The sequence below is a fragment of the Rhizobacter sp. genome, assembly GCF_032229685.1.
Classification (GTDB): Bacteria; Pseudomonadota; Gammaproteobacteria; order Burkholderiales; family Burkholderiaceae_C; genus LMDS01.
Window position 1 is genome coordinate 444,213 of the sequence record NZ_JAVTWP010000040.1, and the last position, 22,387, is coordinate 466,599.

Sequence of the window (22,387 nt, forward strand, 5' to 3'; positions counted from 1 at the left end):
TTCGGCTACAGGCCGCCGAACCAGCTGTCGCGAACCGCGGCCGGGTGCGAGCGGCTGACGATCAGCCCTGCCTGCAGGTACAGCGCGTTCAGCAGGCGAGCGGCGCGCTCTTTGTCGAGCGCGGGCCACGAGGCGATCTCTTGCAGGTTTGCCGCCTGCGGGCGCAGCCGCTCGATGGCCGCTTTCAGCACGCCGCTGGCGGGCAGCGCGGCGATGTCGAGACCCGGCGAAACGCGGTAGACCGCCGGCCCGGCGATCTCGGGCAACAACTCGCGGCGCGGGCCGCGCATCGCCATTTCCCAGAGCAGCGGGGCGAGCGGGTGGTGAAGCTGGGTGTCGCCGACGAGCGCCGCGTCGCTGTCGCCGGGTGGGCGCAACAGCGCCGGCTCGACGTGCATCACACGCAGTTCGAGCAGGTGGCGCTCGATCAACTCGTCGATGTTCATCGGGCAGTGGATCAACCGCTCCTGCGGGAACACGGTCAGCGGCAAGACCTTGTCGCCGCACTTGAGGTGAATGGTCACTCGCTTGGCGTGCCGCACGCAGGCTGCCAGCACTTCCATCGCTTCGGAGCCGCCATCTTGTTCGAAGCGCAGCAGGTCGGCACGCAGGGAAGGGCTCAGCTGCGAGATGCGCGAGATCCGCGGCCCCATGCCCAGGCGCCGCGACTCGGCGCCCAGCTCGTCGAGGTAACGCCGGAAGGCGCTCGCGCGCAGCAGCTCCGGCTCGCCGAAGGGGATGGTGGAATCGAACAACTCGCCGTTCATGACGCCCGCATTCTGGCGTGTGGCGGGGGCTTGCGCGACCCCATGATCGGATGGGCGGCCCGCCGGCGCGACGAACGGTTCACAGCCCGGCCCGCGCCCGTTCCAGCGCCCGCCAGAAGCGCGCGTCCTGGCTGGTCGCGAAATTGATGCGCATCAGCGTGGTCGGCCGGTGGGTCGCGTGGAAGAGCGCTCCGGGGGCGATGAGCCATTCGTCGAGCATGAGCTGGGCCAGACGTTCGGTGTCCACCCCCACGTCGACCCACCCGAACAGGCCGTGCGGCGCGGCCGCGAACCGGCAACCGTGCGCTTCGGCCAGCTTCACCGTGCGCGCCCGCGCCGCGGCCAGCCGCTGCATCACACGCTCGGTGTGGCGCCGCAGCAGGCCCTGTTCCAGGCAGTAGGCCAGCGCCTGCTCGGTGATGCCGGGCGTGGTCAGCGTGGTCAGCAGCTTGGTGTCGACGAGCCGGTCGACCAGCGCGAGCGGTGCGGCCATGAAACCGACGCGCCAGTTCGGCACCAGGATCTTCGAGAAACCCGAGATGTAGACCGTGCGCTCCAGCGCGTCGAGCGCGGCCAGGCGTGGCAGGTGCGCCGGCGCGAGGTGAGCGTAGGTGTCGTCTTCGACGATCTGCAGGTCGTGCGACTTGGCGAGCTCGAGCACACGGTGGGCCGACTGCAGCGACAGCGAGGCCCCCGTCGGGTTGTGCAACACCGACACGGTGACGTACAGGCGCGGCCGCTGCGCCGGCTTCTGCGCTTCGATCAGGCGCCGCATCACCGCCAGGTCCGGCCCGTCGGGGCCGCGTGGCACTGGCAGCACGCGCATGCCCAGCGCGGCGAGACGCGCGTATTCGACCGACCAGCCGGGCTCGTCGACCAGCACGCTGTCGCCGGCGCGCAGCAGCGTGCGCGTGACGACGTCGAGCGCCTGCGTGGCGCCCACGGTGGTGATGATCTGCTGCGCCGACGCGCTCACGCCGTGGTCGCCCAGCTTGGTGGCCAGCGCCTCGCGCAGCCGCAGTTCGCCCGCCGGGTCGCCGTATTGCAAAGACATGGGGCCCAGCTGCGCACCGCGCGTGACCGTGCGCAGCGCGGTCGCCAGCATCGGCAGGTCGAGCCAGTCGGCCGGCAAGGTGCCCAGCCCCGGCATCGAGCGCCCGCCCGGTGGCTGGAACATGCCGCGGATCAGCGACGTGGCGCTCACCGGCAGCGGGTGGCTGAAGCTGCGCTCGGCAGCGTTTTCGCGGGCGTCGAGCGCGCGTGCCGGGGTGGTTTCGCGCACGAAGAAACCGCGCTGCTTGCGCGCTTCGACGAGGCCGAGCGCGAGCAGCTGGTCATAGGCGGCCACGACAGTGTGCGGGCTCACCGCATGGCGGCGCGCGCATTCGCGCACCGAAGGCAGCCGGGCGCCGGGCGCGAGCAGGCGCTGCCGGATGCGTTCGGCGAAGCGACCCGAGAGCTGCTCGGTCAGCGAAGTGTCGGCCTCGCGGGTCAGCGGGCTCAGGGCGTCGGCGGCGGTGGAATCGAGCATGCAGGTGCATTCCTGTGTCGGCGCACAGACCAGTACAGATTCTGGTGTGTGCGAGCAAAGTGTACTGCTGCTGTGCTGGTCGTGGCCGTAGACTGAGCCACATGCCCAGCCTTCACCACGGTCTGCGCGCCTGCAACGGGGCGCCACGATGAACACGCACAGCGCCGACGAAACCCGCGGCCTGTGGCTCGGCCTGCTCGGCGTGGTCATCTTCGCGATGACCTTGCCGATGACGCGCCTGGCGGTCGGCCCCGCGAGCGACCCGCAGCTCGCGCCGGCCTTCGTGACGGCCGGGCGCGCGGCGTTCGCCGGCCTGCTGAGCATCGCCTACCTGCGCGCGACCGGTGCGCCTGCGCTGCAGCGTCGCCACCTGGGCGCGCTGCTGCTGTGTGCGCTCGGCACCGTGGTCGGGTTCCCCTTGTTCCTGAGCCTCGCGCTGCGCCACGTCGACGCAATGCACGCGGCGGTCGTCACGGGCCTGATGCCGCTGGCCACCGCGGTGGCGGCGGCCTGGCACTTCGGGCAGCGCCCGTCGCGGGGCTTCTGGGCTTGCGCGCTGCTCGGCTGCGCGATGGTGCTGGCCTTCGCGGCGCACCAGGGTGGCGGCACCTTGTCGCCCGCCGACGGCCTGCTGCTGCTCGCGGTGGTCAGCACCGCGGTGGGTTACGTGGCCGGTGCCAGCGTGGCCAGCGAACTGAAAGCCGAGCAGGTGATCTGCTGGGTGCTCGTGATCAGCCTGCCGTTCACGCTGCCGATCACGCTGTGGGTGTGGCCGGCGCAAGCGGTGCGCGCCAGCGCGTGGGGCGGCTTCGTCTACGTCACGCTGTTCTCGATGTGGCTGGGCTTCTTCGCCTGGTACCGCGGCCTCGCGCTCGGTGGCGCCGTGCGCGTGAGCCAGGTGCAGCTGGTGCAGCCGTTTCTCGCGCTGCTGTTCGCCGTGCCGGTGCTCGGCGAAAAGCTCGAAGCCTCGACCGTGTTGTTTTCTCTGGCGGTGATCGCCGTCGTGTTCGTCGGCAAGAAGATGCCCACGAACACCGCTCCCTTGCAAAGGAATGCCTGATGAACCCCAGCCCCTGGAAGATGGCGCGCCGCGCCGAGCGCATGAACCCGTCGGTGATCCGCGAGATCCTGAAGATCACCGAGAAGCCCGGCATCATTTCGCTGGCCGGCGGGTTGCCGTCGCCCGACAGCTTTCCGGTCGAAGCGATGCGCGAAGCCACGGCGCGGGTGCTGCGCGACGCACCTCGCGAGGCCTTGCAATACGCCGCCAGCGAAGGCTTCGGGCCGCTGCGCGAATGGGTCGCGGCGCACATGGCAGCGCAGGGTGTGCAGGTCGAGGCAACGCAGGTGCTCATCACCACCGGCTCGCAGCAGGGGCTTGACCTGGTCGGCAAGGTGCTGCTCGACGCCGGCAGCGCGGTGGCAGTCGAAGCGCCCACCTACCTAGGCGCGCTGCAGGCCTTCGCGCCCTACGAGCCCGAAGTCGTGACCGTGCCCTGCGACGACGACGGCCCGATCCCCGAGTCGCTCGGTGTCGCGAAGGGTGCGCGGTTCCTGTACCTGCTGCCCAACTTCCAGAACCCGAGCGGGCGCTGCATGAGCGAAACGCGGCGCGCCAAGCTGAGTGCCGCCGCGCGCGAACTCGCGCTGCCGATCGTCGAAGACAACCCGTATGGCGACCTGTGGTTCGACGCCGCGCCGCCCGCGCCCCTGGCCTCGCGCTGGGCCGAAGGCACCGTGTACCTCGGCTCGTTCTCGAAGGTGCTCGCCCCGGGCCTGCGCCTGGGCTACGTGATCGCGCCGCGCGCGCTTTGCCCCAAGCTGCTGCAGGCCAAGCAGGCCGCCGACCTGCACACGCCCGGGTTCAACCAGCGTGTGGTGCACGAGGTGATCCACAACGGCTTTCTCGAGCGCCACGTGCCGACCATCCGCGCCCGCTACAAGGCGCAGCGCGATGCCATGCGCGCCGCGCTCGAAGCGCACATGCCCCAAGGCTGCCGCTGGACGGTGCCGAGCGGCGGCATGTTCTTCTGGGTCGAACTGCCCGACGGTGTGGACGCCGTCGCGCTGCTGCCGAAGGCCGTGGCGCTCGGCATGGCCTACGTGCCCGGCGCGGCTTTCTTCGCCGAAGCGCCGAAGCTCAACACGCTGCGCCTGTCGTTCGTGACCGTGGCCCCGCCCGTGATCGAGCGTGGCGTGAAGCTGCTGGCGCAGGCCTTGAAAGAGTCATGAACGCGCGCCCGCTGCAGACACTCACCGGCAGCTGCCACTGCCAGCGCGTGCGCTTCCGCATCGAGACCGACTTCCCCGAGCTGACCACCTGCGACTGCTCGATCTGCCGGCGCAAGAACGCGCTGATGGTGAAAGTGCACGAGTCGAAGTTCACGCTCCTGGCCGGGGCCGAAGCGCTGACCGAGTACCAGTTTCACACCCGCACGGCACGCCACTTTTTCTGCGCGAGCTGCGGCATCTACCCGTTCCACCGCAAGCGCGTGACGCCCGACTTCGTCGGCGTCAACGTGTACTGCCTCGACGGCTTCGACCCCGCCGGCGTCCCGGTGCGCGCCACGCGCGGCGCCGAGATGGCCTGAAACAACATCTTCTTCGGAGTGTTCATGACGAACTTCAGATTCACCCAGGTCGACGTGTTCAGCCCCACGCCACTCAAAGGCAACCCGCTCGCCGTGGTGCATGGCTCCGACGCGCTCAGCGACGCGCAGATGCACGCCTTCGCACGCTGGACCAACCTGAGCGAAACCACCTTCCTGCTCCAACCCACCGACCCGGCGGCCGACTACCGCGTGCGCATCTTCACGCCGCACGGCGAGCTGCCGTTCGCCGGGCACCCGACGCTCGGCAGTTGCCACGCGTGGCTCGAAGCGGGCGGGGTGTCGCGCTCCGATGGCGAGACCGTGCAACAGTGCGCCGTCGGCCTGATCCGCATTCGCCGCGGCGGCGAGCGGCTCGCCTTTGCGGCACCGCCGCGGCGGCGCACCGGTCCGCTGGAAGACGAGCTGCTGGCGCGCATTGCCAAGGCGCTGTCGCTGCGGGCCGAAGACATCGTGGCGCACCAGTGGGTCGACAACGGCCCGGGTTGGGCGGCCGTGCGGCTGCGCTCGGCCGAAGCCGTGCTCAATCTCAAGATCGACTGGCCCGCGCTCGGCGGCATCAAGCTCGGCGTGGTTGGCCCGCACACGGCCAGCCACGACGCGCAGTTCGAAGTGCGCGCATTGATCGGCGAAGGCGCGGGTTACGAAGACCCGGTCACCGGCAGCCTGAACGCGAGCCTGGCGCAATGGTTGATCGAGAGCGGCGCGGCGCCCGAAGCCTACGTGGCCGCCCAAGGCACCTGCCTGCAGCGTGCCGGGCGCGTGCACATCGTGCGTGAAGGCGGCACGGTGTGGGTCGGCGGCGCCAGCGTGAGCTGCGTGCGCGGCGAGCTCACGCTCTGAACGAGGCGCGACTGCCATGACACTCGCTCTAGACCACCTGGTTCTCGCCGCCCGCACGCTCGACGAGGGCGTGGCGTGGTGCGAAGCCACGCTCGGACTGCGCCCGGAAGCCGGCGGCCAGCACCTGTTCATGGGCACGCACAACCGGGTGTTCGGCATCCCGAGCGAAGCCTTTCCCAAAGCCTATTTCGAGATCATCGCCATCGACCCGACCTTGCCTGCGCCGAAGCGCGCCCGCTGGTTCGGCCTGGACGAGCCCGCGTTGCAGCGCGCGCTCGCCAGCGGGCCGCAACTCGTGGCCTGGGCCGCGCGCTGCGATGACATCGTCACCACGCACGCCACGCTGATGGCGGCCGGCATCGACTGCGGCGTGGTCGAGCCGGCCGAACGCGCCACGCCGCGCGGCGTGCTGCGCTGGAAGATCAGCCTGCGTGCCGACGGCCGGCGCCTGCTGGGCGGCGCTGCCCCGGTGCTGATCGAATGGGGCCAGGTGCACCCGACCGACGCGATGCCGCCGAGCGGCGTCGCGCTGAAGGCGATCAGCCTCGGCGGCTGGCCCGCAGCGCTCGCCCCGACGCTGCCACCGCACACCGAACGCAGCGGCGCGGCCGGTGCGCCGCCGATCAGCGTCGAACTCGTCTGCCCGCGAGGACTTGTGACGCTGCATTGCAACCCGACCCTGGCCTGAGCACCATGGACGACCGAGCTTCGATGGAAAACGCCCGCCGCATCGTGCGCGAAGCGATGCCGCCCACGCCGCAACAACGCTGGCCCTTGCTCGACCAGCGGCTGGGCGCGCAGGCCTGGGTCAAGCATGAGAACCACACCGGCGTCGGCGCGTTCAAGCTGCGCGGCGGGCTGGTGTATTTCGACGCGCTGCGCCGGCGCGAACCCGGCGTCCGCGGTGTGATCAGCGCCACGCGCGGCAACCACGGCCAGTCGGTCGCCTTCGCGGCGCGCCGCCACGGCTTTCAGGCCACCATCGTGGTGCCGCACGGCAACTCGGTCGAGAAGAACGCGGCGATGCGTGCGCTCGGCGCCGAGTTGATCGAGCACGGCAGTGACTTCCAGGCTGCGCGCGAACACGCGATCGGTCTGTCGCGCGAGCACGGCCTGCACATGGTTCCGTCGTTCCACGACGACCTGGTGCGTGGTGTCGCCACGTACTGGCTCGAATTCTTCGAAGCGGTGCAGCCTGAACTCGTGTTCGTGCCGATCGGCCAGGGCTCGGGCATCTGCGCCTGCGCTGCGGCGCGTGCCCACACCGGCGTGGCCACCCGCATCGTCGGCGTGGTGTCGGCACACGCCACGGCGTACCAGCAGTCGTTTCGTGAAGGGCGCGCGATCGAGGCGCCGGTGACCACCGTGCTGGCCGATGGCATGGCCTGCCGCGTGCCCGACGAGCAGGCGCTGGCGGTGATCCGGCGAGAGGTCGACGACGTGGTCGCCGTCACCGACGAGCAGGTGGCCGAAGCGATGCGGGCCTTGTTCGCCGACACCCACAACGTGGCCGAAGGGGCGGGCGCCGCGGCCTTGGCTGCCGCGCTGCTGCAGCGCGGCCAGTGGGCAGGGCGCTGCATCGGGCTGCCGCTCACTGGGGGCAACGTCGACAGCGCCGTGTTCGCCCGGGTGCTGGGCGCAGGCTGAGCCCGCGAAGGGCTCAGCCTGGCGCTGCGGCGCTTACTCCTTGCGGTAAGCGTCGTGGCAGGCCTTGCAGGCCTTGCCGGTTTCGCCCACGGCGCCCTTGATGGCGTCGAGGTTGCCACCCTTGGCCGCTGCGTTCAGCTTGGCCATTTCTTCCTGCATCTTGCTCGCGGCGGCGTTGAACTTGTCGCGCTCGGCCCAGATCTTCGGCTCGGCCTTGGTGTCGCCCTTGTCGGCGCCGTCGACGAAGCCGGCGAACGGGAGTTTCGACATCATCGCGGCGATCTCGGCGTTGTCGGCCGCGACCTTGGCATCGAACGGGATGCGACCACCCGCCATGCCGGCCACCACGCCGAAGTGGCGCGCCATTACCGTGAAGGCGGCCTTGCGGTACTTGATGGCGTCTTCGGGCTTGGCGAACTGCGCGGCCGCGGGCAGGGCGGTGGCGAAGCCGGCCAGCGCAGCGGCGGCCATCAGCATCGAAGGGAACAGACGTTTCATGCGGTTTCTCCTGGCGTGAGCGGGTTTTTCTGAGGGCTGGCAGAGCCCGCTCGCGGCCGGGGCCGAAAGCGAACGCTGCAGAGTGTACGCAGCGTTCCGTGGCGATATTCCCGGCGTGCCGAAATATCCCGGCGCGCTGCCAAGGCAAGCCGTGTTGCGGTTATCTTCGCGGGTATCGGAACTCGGTGCCCGCCACGCGGCGCCTTCACTCATGAGCGCAGAGAACGCCCCGCCATCCGCCACTGTTCGTGTGTGGGATCTTCCGACCCGCACTTTCCACTGGGTGCTGGCCGCCTGCGTGATGGGCTCGGTGGTCAGCGCCAAGATCGGCGGCAACGCGATGGTGTGGCACTTCAGGCTCGGCTATGTGGTGTTCACCTTGCTGGCGTTCCGGGTGCTGTGGGGCCTGGTCGGCGGGCACTGGTCGCGTTTTGCGAACTTCATCTACGCGCCGGCCACCACCTTGCGCTATCTGCGCGGGCAGAGCCGGGCCGACGAACACCACGAGGTCGGGCACAACCCGCTCGGCGCGTTTTCGGTGTTCGGGCTGCTCGCCATCCTGGCGGCGCAAGTCGGCAGCGGCCTGTTCGCCGACGACGAGATCTCGAACACCGGGCCGCTGATCAAGTTCGTCTCGGGCGCCACCAGTTCGCTGCTGACCTCGTGGCACAAGAGCTTCGGGCAGTGGCTGATCATCGCGCTGGTGCTGCTGCACGTTGCCGCGATCGTCTACTACCTGCTCAAGAAGAGGCAGAACCTGGTGCGCCCGATGATCGTGGGCGACAAGGCGCTCGCGCCCGACGTGCCGGCCTCGGCCGACACCGGCGCGTCACGCACGCTGGCGCTGGTGCTGTTGGCGGCCTGCGCGGCGCTGGTCGCGTGGATCGTCAAGCTCGGCGGCTGACCGCTCGATGGGCAGCCCCGAGATCGCGCTGGTCTGCGCCGAAGCGCCCGAGTGGCTGGGCCCGGCGCGCGAGATCATGCGCGAGTACGCACGCAGCCTCGACGTCGACCTGTGTTTCCAGAACTTCGAGGCCGAACTCGCGGCCTTGCCCGGCGAGTACGCCGGGCCGACGGGGCACCTGCTGCTGGCCTTCGTCGACGGCGCGCTCGCCGGCTGCGGCGGCTTTCGGGCGCTGGCCGATGTGGACTATGCGAACGCCTGCGAGATGAAACGCCTCTATGTGCGCCCGGCTTTCCGCCGCTTCGGGCTGGGCCGTGTGCTGGCCCAGGCGCTGCTCGACGAAGCGCGCCGTGCCGGCCATTCGGTGATGCTGCTCGACACGCTCGACGACATGGAATCGGCGCGCGGGCTCTACGCCACGCTCGGCTTCGAGGAGATTCCGCCCTACTACTTCAACCCGATTCCCGGCGCGCACTATCTGAAGGCCGAACTGGGTTGACCCGGGCGGAGCCGGCGTGAGACCGGGGTAGGATGGGGCGACCGTGCCAAGCCACGCCATCCGGTGCGGCCCGTGCGGGGCACGAAGCGCGCCGGGAGGGCCATGACTGGATCATCGAACCTGAGTCTAGAACTGCAGCCGTTTGAATTGCATGCCGGGGCCCTGCGCCTCGCGCTGCGGCCCGATCTGGGCGGCTGCATCGCCGGTTTCTGGCACCGCGACACGCCGATCCTGCGCTCCACCGAACCGGCGCTGCTCACGGCGTCGCGCCCGTCGGCGAGCTTTCCGCTGGTGCCCTATTCCAACCGGCTCGGCTACCGCAAGTTCCGCTGGAAGGGGCACGACTACACCACCCAGCCGAACTTCGCCGACAACCCGCACTCGGTGCACGGCGTCGGCTGGTTGCGGCCCTGGGAGATCGTCTCCAGCAGCGTGCTCGAGGTGGTGCTGCGTTATGTGCACACGCCCGACGCCGACTGGCCGTTCGCGTTCGAGGCACGCCAGTACTTCACGCTCACGCCGCAGGCCATGAGCGTGCAGATGGTCTTCACCAACACGGCCGACGTGCCGCAGCCGGTCGGCCTGGGCTGGCACCCGTACTTTCCGAAGCGCGCGCGCAGCCGGCTGCACATCGAGTTGTCGAACCGCTGGGATTCCGACGCCACGCAGTTGCCCGTGCGCAAGGTCGCCCAGCCCGGCATCGACAGCGACGTGTCGCACCTGAGCTACGACAACTGCTTCGAAGGCTGGAAGGGCCCGGCGCGCATCCGCGACGAGAAGTTCTCGTTGCAGCTGAGCTCGTCGATGCCTTACCTGGTGGTCTACACGCCAGGCGACCGCGACTACTTCTGCGTCGAGCCGGTGAGCCATTTGTCGAACGCGATCCACATGGCCGACCCGGCCGCGCACGGGCTGCGTGCGCTGGCGCCGGGCGAGAGCTTCGAAGCCTCGATGAAGCTCGAAGTCGCCGTGGTGTGATGCCCGAAGCAGATGCAGAGATCCGGGTCGCGGTGGCAGCGCCGGCGCTGCTCGGCGAGTCGCCGGTGTGGCACCCGAGTGAGCAGGTGCTCTACTACTGCGACATTCCCGGCCATTCGTTGCAGCGCTTCGACCCCGCCACGCAGGCGCTCACGCAGTGGAGCTTCGAGGCCGAGCCTGCCAGCCTGGCGCCGCTGCTCGATGGCGGCCTGCTGCTGGCGATGCGCGACGGCCTGTGGCGCTTCGATACCGTCACCGGTCAACGCAGCCTGCTGGCCGAGCCGCCGTACGAAGAAGCCCGGGAGCGGTTCAACGACGGCAAGTGCGACCCGCAAGGCCGCTTCTGGGTCGGCACGATCTACGAGCCGCGCGAGCCGGCACTGGCCTCGCTGTATTGCTACAGCGCCGGCAAGCTGGCGCGCCGGCAAGGTGACATCACCGTCTCGAACGGCCTGGCCTGGAGCCCGAACGGCCGCACCATGTACTGGAGCGACACCAAGGCGCACACCGTCTTCGCGTTCGACTTCGAGCCGGCGAGCGGCGCGCTGTCGAACAAGCGGGTGTTCGCGAGTTTCCCGGTCAAGCAGGCCGGGCAGGCGCTCGACACCTACGGTGGCCGGCCCGACGGTGCGGCGGTCGACGCCGAAGGCTGCTACTGGGTCGCGATGTTCGAGGGCCAGCGCCTGCTGCGCCTGTCACCCGGCGGCGAGACCCTGCGTGAGGTGCGCCTGCCGGTGCGCTGCGCCACCATGCCGTGCTTCGGTGGCGCCGATCTGAAGACGCTCTACATCACCACGGCGCGCGAGAAGCGGCCCGAAGCCGAACTCGTGGCCCAGCCGCTGGCCGGGTGTGTGCTCGCGCTGCCTGTCGACGTGCCGGGGCTGCCAGCCAACTTCTGCTCAGGGGTTCGCTGAGCCCGGGCGTGGCGCGAGCTGGCGCGTTTCACCGATCGCCATCACGAAGAACTGTTCCGCGGCCAGGCCTTTGGCCGCGCGCGCATCGGCCAGCGCGAGCGGCGGCGTGTCGAGCGATTCGTCGGTCAGCTCGAAGGTGCCCCAGTGCACGCCCACCGAGCGCTTGGCGCCCAGGTCGAAATGGATCTGCACCGCCTCGGCGGGGTTCACGTGCTGCGAGGTCATGAACCAGCGCGGTTCGTAGGCACCGACGGCGATCAACGCGATGTCGAAGCCGCCACCTTCACGCTGGCGCGCGGCGAAGTGCTCGCGGATGTCTTTGAAGTCGTTCGAGTAACCGGTGTCGCCGGAAAAGAACAGGTGCTGATCGGGCGCGAACACCGCATAGCCGCCCCACAGCGTGGCGAGCCGGTCGTTCAGGCCGCGGCCCGACCAGTGCTGCACCGGCGTGAGCACGACGTCGACCGTTCCCTTCTTCGACGCGACCGGGTGCGACTGCCACCAGTCGAGCTCTACCACGTGGGTGATGCCTCGGTCGGCCATCCAGGCCTTGATGCCGAGCGGCACCACGAACAGCGGCGAACCCCCGGGCTGTGCGGCGAGCGCACGCACGCTGGCGTCGTCGAGGTGGTCGTAGTGGTTGTGCGAGATCAGCACCACATCGACGTGCGGCAGCTGCGCCAGCGTCAGCCCCGGCGGCACGTGGCGTTTCGGGCCGATGAAACTCAGCGGCGACACCCGTTCCGAAAACACCGGATCGGTGATGACGTTCAGCCCACCGAGCTGGGCCAGCATCGTCGCGTGGCCGACCCAGGTGAGCGTGGGCGTCATCGCGGCGCCGGCGCCCGCGTTCGAATGCAGCGCCGCCAGGTCGGGCGCGACCCGCGGCGTGGGCGCGGCCGCGGGTCGGGGCAGGCCGCCACGGAACGACTCGTACTGCCACTTCAGCAACGCGGCGAGCCCTTTGGGCTCGAACTCCAGGTAGTTGTTCTGGAAGCCGTTGGGTCGGTGATGGGTCTTGGCCGCCGGGTCGGCGGCGCCGGCCTCGGCACCCGAGAAAAGTGCCAGCGTTGCAGCGAACAAGGGCCGGATCGTGGAGCGGAAAAGAGGCATGGCGCGCAGCATAACGACGCGGCCGGTTTCGCGTAGCTTGCGGGCTCCTTACAGCCGCACCAAGACCCGCCGGTTCGTCGGGCGGGTCGGGACGCGCGGGTTTCCTCGTATAATTCCGAGGCTTTGCTGCGCCCTGTCGGCCTCTGAACCATGACCACCACCGATGCCCGTGCGAATGTCGGTGCAGGCGTGTTCGAAGACGACCGGGACCCGGTGCCCTTCAAGGCACTGACGGCCGCTGAAGCACAGGATTTGCGGAGTAGAGACCCGTCGATTTCGCCATGGCGGGTGGTGGCAGCGCAAGCGGTCGCCGGTTTGGTGGTGGTGGCCGTGGTCTGGGCCGTCACGCAGCGCACGAGCGCGGCGTGGTCGGCACTCTACGGCGTGGCCGCCACGGTGATTCCGGGTGCCTTGCTGGCGCGTGGAATGACCCGCGGAACGTCGGGCCCGGTGGCATCTGCCGCGGGGTTCCTGTTCTGGGAAATGCTGAAGATGGGGGTGGCGATCGCCATGTTGGTGATCGCTGCGAGGGTCGTACCGAACCTGAGCTGGCCGGCATTGCTGGTCACGATGGTCGTGTGCATCAAGGTCAACTGGGTGGCGCTGCTGTGGCGCCCCCGGCGAGTGAACGACAAGGCATAGAACAACATGGCAGCTGAAGGCACGGCGCATGCCCCGACCGCGGGTGAATACATCATTCACCACCTGCAGCATCTGCAGAACGGCAAACAGTCCGGTGTGGTGGACTTCTCCATCATCAACCTCGATTCCTTCTTCTTCACCGTCGTGATCGGCGTGCTCGGTTGCTGGCTGCTCTGGCTGGCCGCGCGCAAGGCCACGTCGGGCGTCCCGGGGCGCTTTCAGGCCGCTGTCGAAATGCTCGTCGAGATGGTCGACAGCCAGGCCAAAGGCATCGTGCACAACGCCAACAGCCGCAAGCTGGTCGCGCCGTTGGCCCTCACCGTCTTCGTCTGGATCTTCCTGCTCAACGCGATGGACTTGCTGCCGGTCGACCTGCTGCCGTGGGTCGGCGAGCACGTCTTCGGCCTGAGCCACCTGCGTGTCGTGCCCACCGCCGACCTGTCGGTCACGATGGGCCTGTCGCTCGGCGTGCTGATCGTCTGCCTCGTCTACAACGTCAAGATCAAGGGCGCGAGCGGCTGGATCCACGAACTCTTCGCCGCACCGTTCGGCGACAAGTGGTTCCTGTACCCGGTGAACTTCCTGATGCAGATCATCGAGTTCGTCGCCAAGACCGTCTCGCACGGCATGCGTCTGTTCGGCAACATGTACGCCGGCGAACTGATCTTCATGCTGATCGCGCTGATGGGTGGCGCTTTCGCCCTCTCGGGCACCGGCATCGCCCTGTTCCTCGGGCACATCATCGCGGGCTCGGTGTGGGCGATCTTCCACATCCTGATCATCACGCTGCAGGCATTCGTGTTCATGATGCTCACGCTCGTGTACGTCGGCCAGGCCCACGACAGCCACTGATCCGCCGTTTTTCGTTTTTCTTTCGTTCCAAAAATCAAACCCCCTAAGGAGTCACCATGGAAGTCATCAGCTTTGTCGCCCTCGCCGCCGGTCTCATCATTGGTCTGGGTGCCGTCGGCGCCTGTATCGGCATCGGCATCATGGGCAGCAAGTACCTCGAATCGGCTGCCCGCCAGCCCGAACTGATGAACGAACTGCAGACCAAGATGTTCCTGCTGGCCGGCCTGATCGACGCGGCCTTCATCATCGGCACGGGTATCGCCCTGTGGTTCGCCACGGCCAACCCGTTCCTGGCCCAGATCGCCAATCTGCCGAAGTAATCCACTGAAGCGGTCGATCCGGCGCCCGCCTGTGTGCGGCGCCGGAATCATCAACATTGACGTTCCAGAGGCTACAACGTGAGCATCAACGCTACGCTGATCGCGCAGATGATCGTGTTCCTGATCCTGGTGTGGTTCACGATGAAGTTCGTGTGGCCACCGATGGCCAAGGCACTCGACGAGCGCGCCAAGAAAATCGCCGACGGCTTGTCGGCAGCCGACAAGGCCAAGGCCGAGTTGAGCAACGCCAACAAGCGCGTCGAAGAGCAACTGGCCTCCGCCCGCAAGGACGCGACCCAGCGCCTGGCCGATGCCGAGCGCCTGGCGCAGTCGATGGTCGAAGAAGCCAAGGGTCGCGCGAGCGAAGAAGGCGCCAAGATCATCGCGTCGGCCAAGGCCGAAGCCGAGCAGGAAGCCATCAAGGCGCGCGAGACCTTGCGTGAGCAGGTGGCGGCGCTGGCCGTGAAGGGCGCAGAGCAGATCCTGCGGCGCGAAGTCAACGCCGGTGTTCACGCCGAGCTGTTGGGTCGCCTGAAGACCGAGCTCTGAGCCATGGCCGAGCTCGCAACCCTTGCCCGGCCGTATGCCGAAGCGGCGTTTCAGGTCGCCTCGAAAGGTGACCTGAAACAGGCCGTCGCCGAGATGGACGCGCTGGCAGCGGTTGCCGGCAACGCGCAGCTGCGTCAGTTCGCCGACGCGCCGAAGTCGGGTGCTGCCCAGGTGTTCGACGTGATCACGTCGGTGGTGAACATGCCGCTGTCTGATGCGTCGAAAAACCTGCTGCGCACCGTGATCGACAACGGCCGCCTGAGTGTGCTGCCCGAAATCGCAGCGCAGTTCCACACGCTGGTGAATTCGCGTTCGGGGGTTTCAGACGCCACCGTCTACAGCGCGTTCGCGATCGACGCACCCGCGCTGACCGATCTGGTGGCCTCGCTCGAAAAGCGCTTCGGCCGCAAGCTCAACGCGTCGGTGCAGATCGACCCCGAGCTGATCGGCGGCGTGCGTGTGGTCGTCGGCGACGAAGTGCTCGACACCTCGGTCAAGGCGCGTCTCGAACAAATGAGGTCGGCGCTCACGGCCTGAGGCCGCATTGAGCGTTTCGTCCACCGGACCTGCTCTTTTGGATATTGGAGATAGGCAATGAATTTGAATCCCGCAGAAATTTCCGAGCTCATCAAGAGCCGCATCGAAGGCCTGGGCGCTTCGACCGACATCCGCAACCAGGGCACCGTGGTCTCGGTGACCGACGGCATCTGCCGGGTGCATGGCCTGTCTGACGTGATGCAGGGCGAAATGCTCGAATTCCCGTCGGCCCCCGATGGCTCGCCCACGTTCGGCCTGGCGCTGAACCTCGAGCGCGACTCGGTCGGCGCGGTGATTCTGGGCGAATACGAACACATCGCCGAAGGCGCCACGGTCAAGTGCACCGGCCGCATTCTCGAAGTGCCGGTCGGCCCCGAACTCAAGGGCCGCGTCGTCAACGCACTCGGCCAGCCGATCGACGGCAAGGGCGCGATCAACGCCAAGATGCAGATGCCGATCGAGAAGATCGCCCCCGGCGTGATCGCCCGCAAGTCGGTCGACCAGCCGATGCAGACCGGCCTGAAGTCGATCGACTCGATGGTGCCGATCGGCCGTGGCCAGCGCGAGCTGATCATCGGCGACCGCCAGACCGGCAAGACCGCCGTGGCGATCGACGCGATCATCAACCAGAAGGGTCAGAACATGACCTGCATCTACGTTGCGATCGGCCAGAAAGCGTCTTCGGTCAAGAACGTGGTGCGTGCGCTCGAAGCCAACGGCGCGCTCGAATACACCATCGTCGTCGCCGCGACCGCTGCCGAATCGGCCGCGATGCAATACGTGTCGGCCTACTCGGGCTGCACGATGGGCGAGTACTTCCGCGACCGTGGCGAAGACGCGCTGATCGTCTACGACGACCTGTCGAAGCAAGCCGTCGCCTACCGCCAGGTCTCGCTGCTGTTGCGCCGCCCGCCGGGCCGTGAGGCGTACCCGGGCGACGTGTTCTATCTGCACAGCCGCCTGCTCGAGCGCGCCGCGCGCGTGAACGCCGACTATGTCGAAGCCTTCACCAAGGGTGAAGTCAAGGGCAAGACCGGTTCGCTGACCGCGCTGCCGATCATCGAAACGCAAGCCGGCGACGTCTCGGCCTTCGTGCCGACCAACGTGATCTCGATCACCGACGGCCAGATCTTCCTGGAAACCTCGCTGTTCAACGCCGGCATCCGCCCCGCGATCAACGCCGGTATCTCGGTGTCGCGCGTCGGATCTTCGGCGCAGACGAAGATCATCAAGGGCCAGTCGGGCGGTATCCGTACCGACCTGGCGCAGTACCGTGAGCTGGCCGCTTTTGCGCAGTTCGCTTCCGACCTCGACGAAGCGACCCGCAAGCAGCTCGACCGCGGCGCGCGCGTGACCGAACTGCTGAAGCAGAACCAGTATTCGCCGCAGTCGATCAGCCTGATGGGCGCAACGTTGTTCGCCGTGAACAAGGGCTTCATGGACGATGTGGACGTGAAGAAGATCCTCGCCTTCGAACACGGCCTGCACACGCACCTGAAGACGAGCCACGCCGGCATGCTGAAGAAGATCGAGGACACCAAGGCCCTCGACAAGGACGGCGAGACCGAGCTGTCGGGCGCGATCGCCGCGTTCAAGAAGTCCTTCGCCTGACCGCACACAGGAGCCGTCATGGCAGCTGGTAAAGAGATACGCGGCAAGATCAAGAGCTTCGAGAACACGAAGAAGATCACCAAGGCCATGGAAATGGTCTCGGTCGCGAAGATGCGCAAGGCGCAGGAGCGCATGCGCGCGGCCCGGCCCTACGCCGAGAAGATTCGCAGCCTGGCTGCGAATCTGGCGCAGGCCACGCCCGAGTACAAACACCCGTTCATGGTGGCGCACGACGAAGCCAAGACCGTCGGCTTCATCCTCGTCACGACCGACAAGGGCTTGTGCGGCGGCCTCAACACCAACGTGTTGCGCGCCGTCACCACCAAGCTCAAGGAAGTCGAGGCGCAGGGCCGCAAGAGCCAGGCGGTGGCGATCGGCAACAAGGGTTACGGCTTCCTGAACCGCATCGGCGCGCAGGTGGTCTCGCACGCCACGCACCTGGGTGACAAGCCCACGCTCGACAAGCTGATCGGCCCGGTGAAGGTGCTGCTCGACGCGTATGCCGAAGGCAAGCTCGCGGCGGTGTACCTCTGCTACACCCGCTTCATCAACACGATCAAGCAGGAGCCGGTGGTTCAGCAGTTGCTGCCGCTGTCGGCCGAGAGCATGAGCGTCGAAGCGGCCAAGGACGGCGCACAACACGGCTGGGACTACATCTACGAGCCCGACGCGCCGAGCGTGATCAACGAACTGCTGGTGCGTTACACCGAAGCGCTGGTCTACCAGGCGCTGGCTGAGAACATGGCCTCGGAGCACTCGGCGCGCATGGTCGCGATGAAGGCTGCCACCGACAACGCGGGCAACCTGATCGGCGAGCTGAAGCTGATCTACAACCGCACGCGCCAGGCGGCGATCACCAAAGAACTGTCTGAAATCGTGGCCGGTGCCGCTGCTGTCTAGTCGGCAGCGTCACTTCACGGTTCAAGAGACTCACGAATACGAGCAACAAGGAAAAATCATGGCTGACGGCAAAATTGTTCAGTGCATCGGTGCGGTGGTGGACGTCGAGTTCCCCCGCAACGCCATGCCCAAGATCTACGACGCGCTGAAACTCGAAGGCGGCGAGCTCACGCTCGAAGTGCAGCAGCAGCTCGGCGACGGTGTGGTGCGCACGATTGCGCTCGGCTCCTCCGACGGCCTGCGCCGCGGTCTGATGGTGTCGAACACCAACAACCCGATCTCGGTGCCGGTCGGCCGCGCCACGCTCGGCCGCATCATGGACGTGCTCGGTCGCCCGATCGACGAGCGCGGCCCGGTCTCGCAAGAGCTGACGATGTCGATTCACCGCAAGCCGCCGGCCTACGACGAACTGAGCCCGTCGCAAGACCTGCTCGAAACCGGCATCAAGGTGATCGACCTCGTGTGCCCGTTCGCCAAGGGCGGCAAGGTGGGCCTGTTCGGCGGCGCCGGCGTGGGCAAGACCGTGAACATGATGGAACTCATCAACAACATCGCCAAGGCGCACAGCGGCCTGTCGGTGTTCGCCGGCGTGGGCGAGCGCACCCGCGAGGGCAACGACTTCTATCACGAGATGTCCGACTCGGGCGTCGTGAATCAAGAGAAGCTCGAAGACTCCAAGGTCGCGATGGTCTACGGCCAGATGAACGAGCCGCCGGGCAACCGCCTGCGTGTGGCGCTGACGGGCCTGACGATCGCCGAGTCGTTCCGCGACGAAGGCCGCGACGTGCTGTTCTTCGTCGACAACATCTACCGCTACACGCTGGCCGGTACCGAAGTGTCGGCGCTGCTGGGCCGCATGCCTTCCGCCGTGGGTTACCAGCCGACGCTGGCCGAAGAAATGGGCCGCCTGCAAGAGCGGATCACGTCGACCAAGGTCGGCTCGATCACTTCCATCCAGGCCGTGTACGTGCCTGCGGACGACTTGACCGACCCGTCGCCGGCGACCACCTTCGCCCACCTGGACTCGACCGTCGTGCTGTCGCGTGACATCGCCTCGCTGGGCATCTACCCCGCGGTCGACCCGCTCGACTCGACCTCGCGTCAGCTCGACCCGAACGTCGTCGGCGAAGACCACTACAACACCGCCCGTGCGGTGCAAGGCACGCTGCAGCGCTACAAGGAACTGCGCGACATCATCGCCGTGCTGGGCATGGACGAGCTCTCGCCCGAAGACAAGCTGGCCGTGGCCCGCGCGCGCAAGATCCAGCGTTTCCTGTCGCAGCCCTTCCACGTGGCCGAAATCTTCACCGGCTCGCCGGGCAAGTACGTGCCGCTGAAAGAAACCATCCGCGGCTTCAAGATGATCGTGGGCGGCGAGTGCGACAGCCTGCCCGAGCAGGCCTTCTACATGGTCGGCACGATCGACGAGGCCTTCGAAAAGGCCAAGAAGCTCAACTGAGCCTCTGACGCGAAAAGGACCACCAGATGGCAACCCTGCACGTAGACGTCGTCTCTGCCGAAGAAAGCATCTTCTCCGGTGAGGCCAAGTTCGTGGCGCTGCCGGGCGAAAGCGGCGAGCTCGGCATCCTGCCGCGCCACACGCCGCTGATCACCCGCATCAAGCCCGGCGCGGTGCGCATCGAGCGTGCCGACAACGGTGAAGAAGAGTTCGTGTTCGTGGCCGGTGGCATTCTCGAAGTGCAACCCGGCAAGGTGACCGTGCTCGCCGACACCGCGATCCGCGGCCACGACCTCGACGAGGCCAAGGCCGCAGAAGCCAAGCGCCTGGCCGAAGACGCGATGAAGAACGCCAAGAGCGACATCGACTTCGCCAAGGCCCAAGGCGAGTTCGCGGCGATGGCCGCCCAGATCGCGGCGATACGCAAGTTCCGCGGCAAGTGAGCGCGGCAGCGTCCCGCTGCAACGCTTTCGATCAACCCGCCCGGCCAAATGTCCCGGCGGGTTTTTTCATGCGCCGCCGAGCGAGCGCAAGGCGGCGTTGACGATCGCCGCGGCGTCGACCTCGAAGTGCGCACGCAGCGCCGCCCGCGTGTCGCTGCGGCCGAAGCCGTCGGTGCCGAGCGTCACGCAGCGCCGGCCCGCGGGCAGGAAAGCGCGGATCTGCTCGGGCACGGCACGCACGTAGTCGGTCGCGATCACGATCGGGCCTTCGGTGGGTGCGAGTTGTGCCGTGACCCACGCGGTGTCGGGCTCCGCCTCGCCATGGCGCCAACGGCGCTCGCACTCGATGCCTTCGCGGGCGAGCTCGCTGAAGCTCGTCACGCTCCACACGTCGGCGGCCACGCCATGATCGGCGGCCAGCGTGTCGGCCGCCTTGATCACTTCGCCGAGCATCGCACCTGCGCCCAGCAACTGCACGCGCTGCCTCGCGCCGGCCGCCGCAGCGCGAAAACGGTACAGCCCGCGGATCACACCGTTGTGGGCCGCGGCCGGCAACGACGGCTGCGCCACGTTCTCGTTCATCGCGGTCACGTAGTAGAAGACGTCGCGCTGCGCTTCGAGCATCTCGCGCATGCCGTGGTCGACGATCACCGCGAGCTCGCCCGCGAAGGCCGGGTCGTAGGCCTTGCAGTTCGGCACGGTCGCGGCGATCAGGTGGCTGGTGCCGTCCTGGTGTTGCAGGCCTTCGCCGCCGAGCGTGGTGCGGCCGGCCGTCGCACCGATCAGGAAGCCGCGGGCGCGCTGGTCGGCAGCAGCCCAGATCAGGTCGCCGACCCGCTGGAAGCCGAACATGCTGTAGTAGATGTAGAACGGCAGCATCGCCAGGCCGTGCGTCGAATACGACGTGGCAGCCGCCGTCCATGACGAGAGCGCGCCAGCCTCGGTGATGCCTTCTTCGAGAATCTGGCCGCTCTTGTCTTCGCGGTAGTAGAGGATCGAGCCCGAGTCTTCGGGCTGGTAGAGCTGGCCGAAGGGCGCGTAGATGCCGACCTGCCGGAACAGGCTCGCCATGCCGAAGGTGCGCGCTTCGTCGGCGACGATCGGCACCACGCGCGGGCCCAGCACCGGGTCTTTCAGCAGGTTGCCGAGCACACGCACGAAGGCCATCGTGCTGCTCATCTCCTTGCCGTCGGCGGCCAGCGCGAAGCCGCTGCTCGCCTCGAGCGCCGGCACGGCCAGCGGCGGGCAATCGCTGTGGCGCGCCGGCAAATACCCGCCGAGCGACTGCCGCCGGCTGTGCAGGTACTTCATCTCGGTGCTGTCGGCCGCAGGCTTGTAGAACGCCAGGGCCTGCGTGTCAGCGTCGCTGATCGGCAGCGCAAAACGGTCGCGGAAGGCGAACAGGTCTGCGCTGTCCAATTTCTTCGCCTGGTGCGTGGTCATGCGGCCTTGCGCGGTGTCGCCCATCGCGTAGCCCTTCATGGTCTTGGCGAGCACCACGGTCGGCTGGCCGGTGTGGCGCGCGGCGGCGGCGAACGCGGCGTGGATCTTCACGGCGTCGTGGCCGCCGCGGCGCAAGCGGTCGATGTCTTCGTCGCGCAGGTCGGCCACGAGCGCGCGCAGCTCGGGGTTCTGGCCGAAGAAAACCTCGCGGTTGAAGGCGCCGTCTTTGGCCGACAGGGTCTGGAACTGGCCGTCGACGGTGTCGGCAAACGCACGCATCAGCGCATGGCCGTGGTCACGCGCGAACAGCACGTCCCAGTCGGAGCTCCACAGGCACTTGACCACGTGCCAGCCGGCACCGGCGAACAGCGATTCGAGCTCGTCGACGATGCGGCCGTTGCCACGCACCGGCCCGTCGAGCCGCTGCAGGTTGCAGTTGATGACGAAGGTGCAGTTGTCGAGCCGCTCGCGTGCGGCGAGCGAGAGCGCGGCGATCGACTCCGGCTCGTCCATCTCGCCGTCGCCGAAGAAGCCCCACACGCGGCGCTGCGGCTGGCCTGCGCCACCACCCGAGTCGAGCAGGCCGCGGTGTTGCAGGTAGCGCATGAAACGCGCCTGGTAGATCGCGTTGATCGGGCCGATGCCCATCGAGCCGGTCGGGAACTGCCAGAAGTCGGGCATCAGCTGCGGGTGCGGGTACGAGCTGAGCCCGCGTGCGCCACGCGCCGGTGCGCTGAGCTCCTGGCGGTAGTGCGCCAGGTCGGCGGCGGAGAGCCGGCCTTCGAGGAATGCCCGCGCGTACACACCCGGCGCCGAGTGCGGCTGAAAGTAGACCAGGTCACCCAGCGTGCCCCCGGTCGCGCCGCTGCGCGCGCGGAAGAAGTGGTTGAAGCCGACTTCGAACAAGTCGGCCGCCGACGCGTAGCTCGCGATGTGGCCGCCCAGTTCGGTGGAGCCGCCACTCTCGACACGGTTCGCGCGCATCACCATCGCCAGCGCATTCCAGCGCATCAACGCGGCCAGGCGTTGCTCGACGGCCAGGTCGCCGGGGAACGGCGGCTGTGCTTCGAGCGCGATGCTGTTGACGTAGGGCGTGACCATCGACGGCAGCCAGTTCACGCCGCGCCGTCGCGCGTGCGCGAGCAAGGCGTCGAGCAGGTAGCGTGCGCGGGCCGGGCCGTGGCTCTGCGTCAGCGCGTCGAGCGCGGCGCACCACTCGGCCGTTTCTTCGGGGTCGATGTCGGGCCCGCTGTTCTGCAGGATGGCCCCGATGTGGCGCGCGAGCGAAAGGTCGGTCATTCGATGGGCAGGCGATCTCGAGGAGGAAG

Annotated in this window: 24 protein-coding genes; 19 read left to right on the forward strand and 5 right to left on the reverse strand. The window is 67.9% G+C overall.

From position 1 onward, the window contains the following. Positions 1-5: 5 nt before the first annotated feature. Both AC30PD_RS20135 and AC30PD_RS20140 read right to left on the reverse strand, forming a co-directional pair. Positions 6-767 (reverse strand): hypothetical protein, encoded by a 762-nt coding sequence (locus AC30PD_RS20135; RefSeq protein WP_489537467.1) that lies wholly within the window; start codon positions 765-767, stop codon positions 6-8. A 79-nt stretch (positions 768-846) separates the two neighbouring features. Next, positions 847-2,298, reverse strand: a complete 1,452-nt coding sequence (locus AC30PD_RS20140) for an aminotransferase-like domain-containing protein (protein WP_489537468.1) — start codon at positions 2,296-2,298, stop codon at positions 847-849. Positions 2,299-2,446: 148 nt separating this feature from the next. On the opposite strand from AC30PD_RS20140, the gene AC30PD_RS20145 reads away from it, so the two are divergent. Genes AC30PD_RS20145 through AC30PD_RS20170 form a run of 6 tightly spaced genes read left to right on the forward strand, consistent with a single transcriptional unit; the run spans position 2,447 to position 7,397 of the window. Further along, positions 2,447-3,358: a DMT family transporter gene (locus tag AC30PD_RS20145; protein WP_489537469.1), complete on the forward strand. Its 912-nt coding sequence runs from the start codon at positions 2,447-2,449 to the stop codon at positions 3,356-3,358. Beyond that, entirely contained in the window at positions 3,358-4,530 is a 1,173-nt protein-coding gene (locus tag AC30PD_RS20150) for an aminotransferase-like domain-containing protein (RefSeq protein WP_489537470.1), read from the forward strand. The genes AC30PD_RS20145 and AC30PD_RS20150 overlap by 1 nt, the downstream gene beginning before the upstream one ends. Then, positions 4,527-4,889 (forward strand): GFA family protein, encoded by a 363-nt coding sequence (locus AC30PD_RS20155; protein ID WP_489537471.1) that lies wholly within the window; start codon positions 4,527-4,529, stop codon positions 4,887-4,889. Before AC30PD_RS20150 ends, AC30PD_RS20155 begins: the two co-directional genes overlap by 4 nt. 24 nt (positions 4,890-4,913) lie before the next feature. Further along, the gene (locus AC30PD_RS20160) at positions 4,914-5,750 is read left to right on the forward strand and encodes a PhzF family phenazine biosynthesis protein (protein ID WP_489537472.1); all 837 of its coding nucleotides are present in this window, start codon (positions 4,914-4,916) and stop codon (positions 5,748-5,750) included. A 16-nt stretch (positions 5,751-5,766) separates the two neighbouring features. Next, the gene (locus AC30PD_RS20165; protein ID WP_489537473.1) at positions 5,767-6,438 is read left to right on the forward strand and encodes a VOC family protein; all 672 of its coding nucleotides are present in this window, start codon (positions 5,767-5,769) and stop codon (positions 6,436-6,438) included. A gap of 5 nt (positions 6,439-6,443) precedes the next feature. Beyond that, complete coding sequence (locus AC30PD_RS20170; RefSeq protein WP_489537474.1) at positions 6,444-7,397, forward strand: threonine dehydratase; 954 nt, start codon at positions 6,444-6,446, stop codon at positions 7,395-7,397. A 33-nt stretch (positions 7,398-7,430) separates the two neighbouring features. Here AC30PD_RS20170 and AC30PD_RS20175 read toward each other — a convergent pair whose 3' ends face one another. Then, positions 7,431-7,895, reverse strand: coding sequence for a c-type cytochrome (locus AC30PD_RS20175; protein ID WP_489537475.1), 465 nt, complete (start codon positions 7,893-7,895; stop codon positions 7,431-7,433). A 211-nt stretch (positions 7,896-8,106) separates the two neighbouring features. On the opposite strand from AC30PD_RS20175, the gene AC30PD_RS20180 reads away from it, so the two are divergent. The 4 genes from AC30PD_RS20180 (at position 8,107) to AC30PD_RS20195 (ending at position 11,190) form a co-directional block, all read left to right on the forward strand. Then, on the forward strand, positions 8,107-8,799 hold the full coding sequence (locus AC30PD_RS20180; RefSeq protein ID WP_489537476.1) for a cytochrome b/b6 domain-containing protein: 693 nt from the start codon (positions 8,107-8,109) through the stop codon (positions 8,797-8,799). A gap of 7 nt (positions 8,800-8,806) precedes the next feature. Then, positions 8,807-9,298: a GNAT family N-acetyltransferase gene (locus AC30PD_RS20185; protein ID WP_489537477.1), complete on the forward strand. Its 492-nt coding sequence runs from the start codon at positions 8,807-8,809 to the stop codon at positions 9,296-9,298. Positions 9,299-9,400: 102 nt separating this feature from the next. Further along, the gene (locus AC30PD_RS20190; RefSeq protein ID WP_489537478.1) at positions 9,401-10,276 is read left to right on the forward strand and encodes an aldose 1-epimerase; all 876 of its coding nucleotides are present in this window, start codon (positions 9,401-9,403) and stop codon (positions 10,274-10,276) included. Continuing rightward, positions 10,276-11,190 (forward strand): SMP-30/gluconolactonase/LRE family protein, encoded by a 915-nt coding sequence (locus tag AC30PD_RS20195; RefSeq protein ID WP_489537479.1) that lies wholly within the window; start codon positions 10,276-10,278, stop codon positions 11,188-11,190. The genes AC30PD_RS20190 and AC30PD_RS20195 overlap by 1 nt, the downstream gene beginning before the upstream one ends. Here the strand turns inward: AC30PD_RS20195 and AC30PD_RS20200 are convergent. After that, positions 11,176-12,303 carry an MBL fold metallo-hydrolase gene (locus tag AC30PD_RS20200; RefSeq protein WP_489537480.1) on the reverse strand — a complete coding sequence of 376 codons (1,128 nt, stop codon included), beginning with the start codon at positions 12,301-12,303 and terminating at the stop codon, positions 11,176-11,178. The genes AC30PD_RS20195 and AC30PD_RS20200 overlap by 15 nt on opposite strands. Before the next feature lie 150 nt (positions 12,304-12,453). Here AC30PD_RS20200 and AC30PD_RS20205 point away from each other — a divergent pair, with 150 nt between their 5' ends. From AC30PD_RS20205 to AC30PD_RS20245, 9 genes are all read left to right on the forward strand, one after another. Continuing rightward, complete coding sequence (locus AC30PD_RS20205; protein WP_489537481.1) at positions 12,454-12,945, forward strand: ATP synthase subunit I; 492 nt, start codon at positions 12,454-12,456, stop codon at positions 12,943-12,945. 6 nt (positions 12,946-12,951) lie between these two features. After that, positions 12,952-13,797 carry a F0F1 ATP synthase subunit A gene (atpB, locus tag AC30PD_RS20210; RefSeq protein WP_489537482.1) on the forward strand — a complete coding sequence of 282 codons (846 nt, stop codon included), beginning with the start codon at positions 12,952-12,954 and terminating at the stop codon, positions 13,795-13,797. Between the two features lie 56 nt (positions 13,798-13,853). Then, a complete protein-coding gene (gene atpE / locus AC30PD_RS20215) occupies positions 13,854-14,117 on the forward strand; it encodes a F0F1 ATP synthase subunit C (protein ID WP_047487532.1) in 264 nt (87 codons plus the stop codon). Positions 14,118-14,195: 78 nt separating this feature from the next. Beyond that, positions 14,196-14,666 carry a F0F1 ATP synthase subunit B gene (locus tag AC30PD_RS20220; RefSeq protein ID WP_489537483.1) on the forward strand — a complete coding sequence of 157 codons (471 nt, stop codon included), beginning with the start codon at positions 14,196-14,198 and terminating at the stop codon, positions 14,664-14,666. A gap of 3 nt (positions 14,667-14,669) precedes the next feature. Then, positions 14,670-15,203, forward strand: a complete 534-nt coding sequence (locus AC30PD_RS20225) for a F0F1 ATP synthase subunit delta (protein ID WP_489537484.1) — start codon at positions 14,670-14,672, stop codon at positions 15,201-15,203. 57 nt (positions 15,204-15,260) lie between these two features. Next, on the forward strand, positions 15,261-16,814 hold the full coding sequence (gene atpA, locus AC30PD_RS20230; protein WP_489537485.1) for a F0F1 ATP synthase subunit alpha: 1,554 nt from the start codon (positions 15,261-15,263) through the stop codon (positions 16,812-16,814). A gap of 18 nt (positions 16,815-16,832) precedes the next feature. Continuing rightward, entirely contained in the window at positions 16,833-17,714 is an 882-nt protein-coding gene (gene atpG / locus AC30PD_RS20235; RefSeq protein WP_489537486.1) for a F0F1 ATP synthase subunit gamma, read from the forward strand. A 58-nt stretch (positions 17,715-17,772) separates the two neighbouring features. After that, the gene (gene atpD / locus AC30PD_RS20240) at positions 17,773-19,173 is read left to right on the forward strand and encodes a F0F1 ATP synthase subunit beta (protein ID WP_489537487.1); all 1,401 of its coding nucleotides are present in this window, start codon (positions 17,773-17,775) and stop codon (positions 19,171-19,173) included. A gap of 26 nt (positions 19,174-19,199) precedes the next feature. Then, entirely contained in the window at positions 19,200-19,616 is a 417-nt protein-coding gene (locus AC30PD_RS20245; protein WP_489537488.1) for a F0F1 ATP synthase subunit epsilon, read from the forward strand. Between the two features lie 66 nt (positions 19,617-19,682). Here AC30PD_RS20245 and mdeB read toward each other — a convergent pair whose 3' ends face one another. Continuing rightward, positions 19,683-22,358, reverse strand: coding sequence for an alpha-ketoglutarate dehydrogenase (gene mdeB / locus AC30PD_RS20250; protein ID WP_489537489.1), 2,676 nt, complete (start codon positions 22,356-22,358; stop codon positions 19,683-19,685). Positions 22,359-22,387 lie beyond the last annotated feature (29 nt).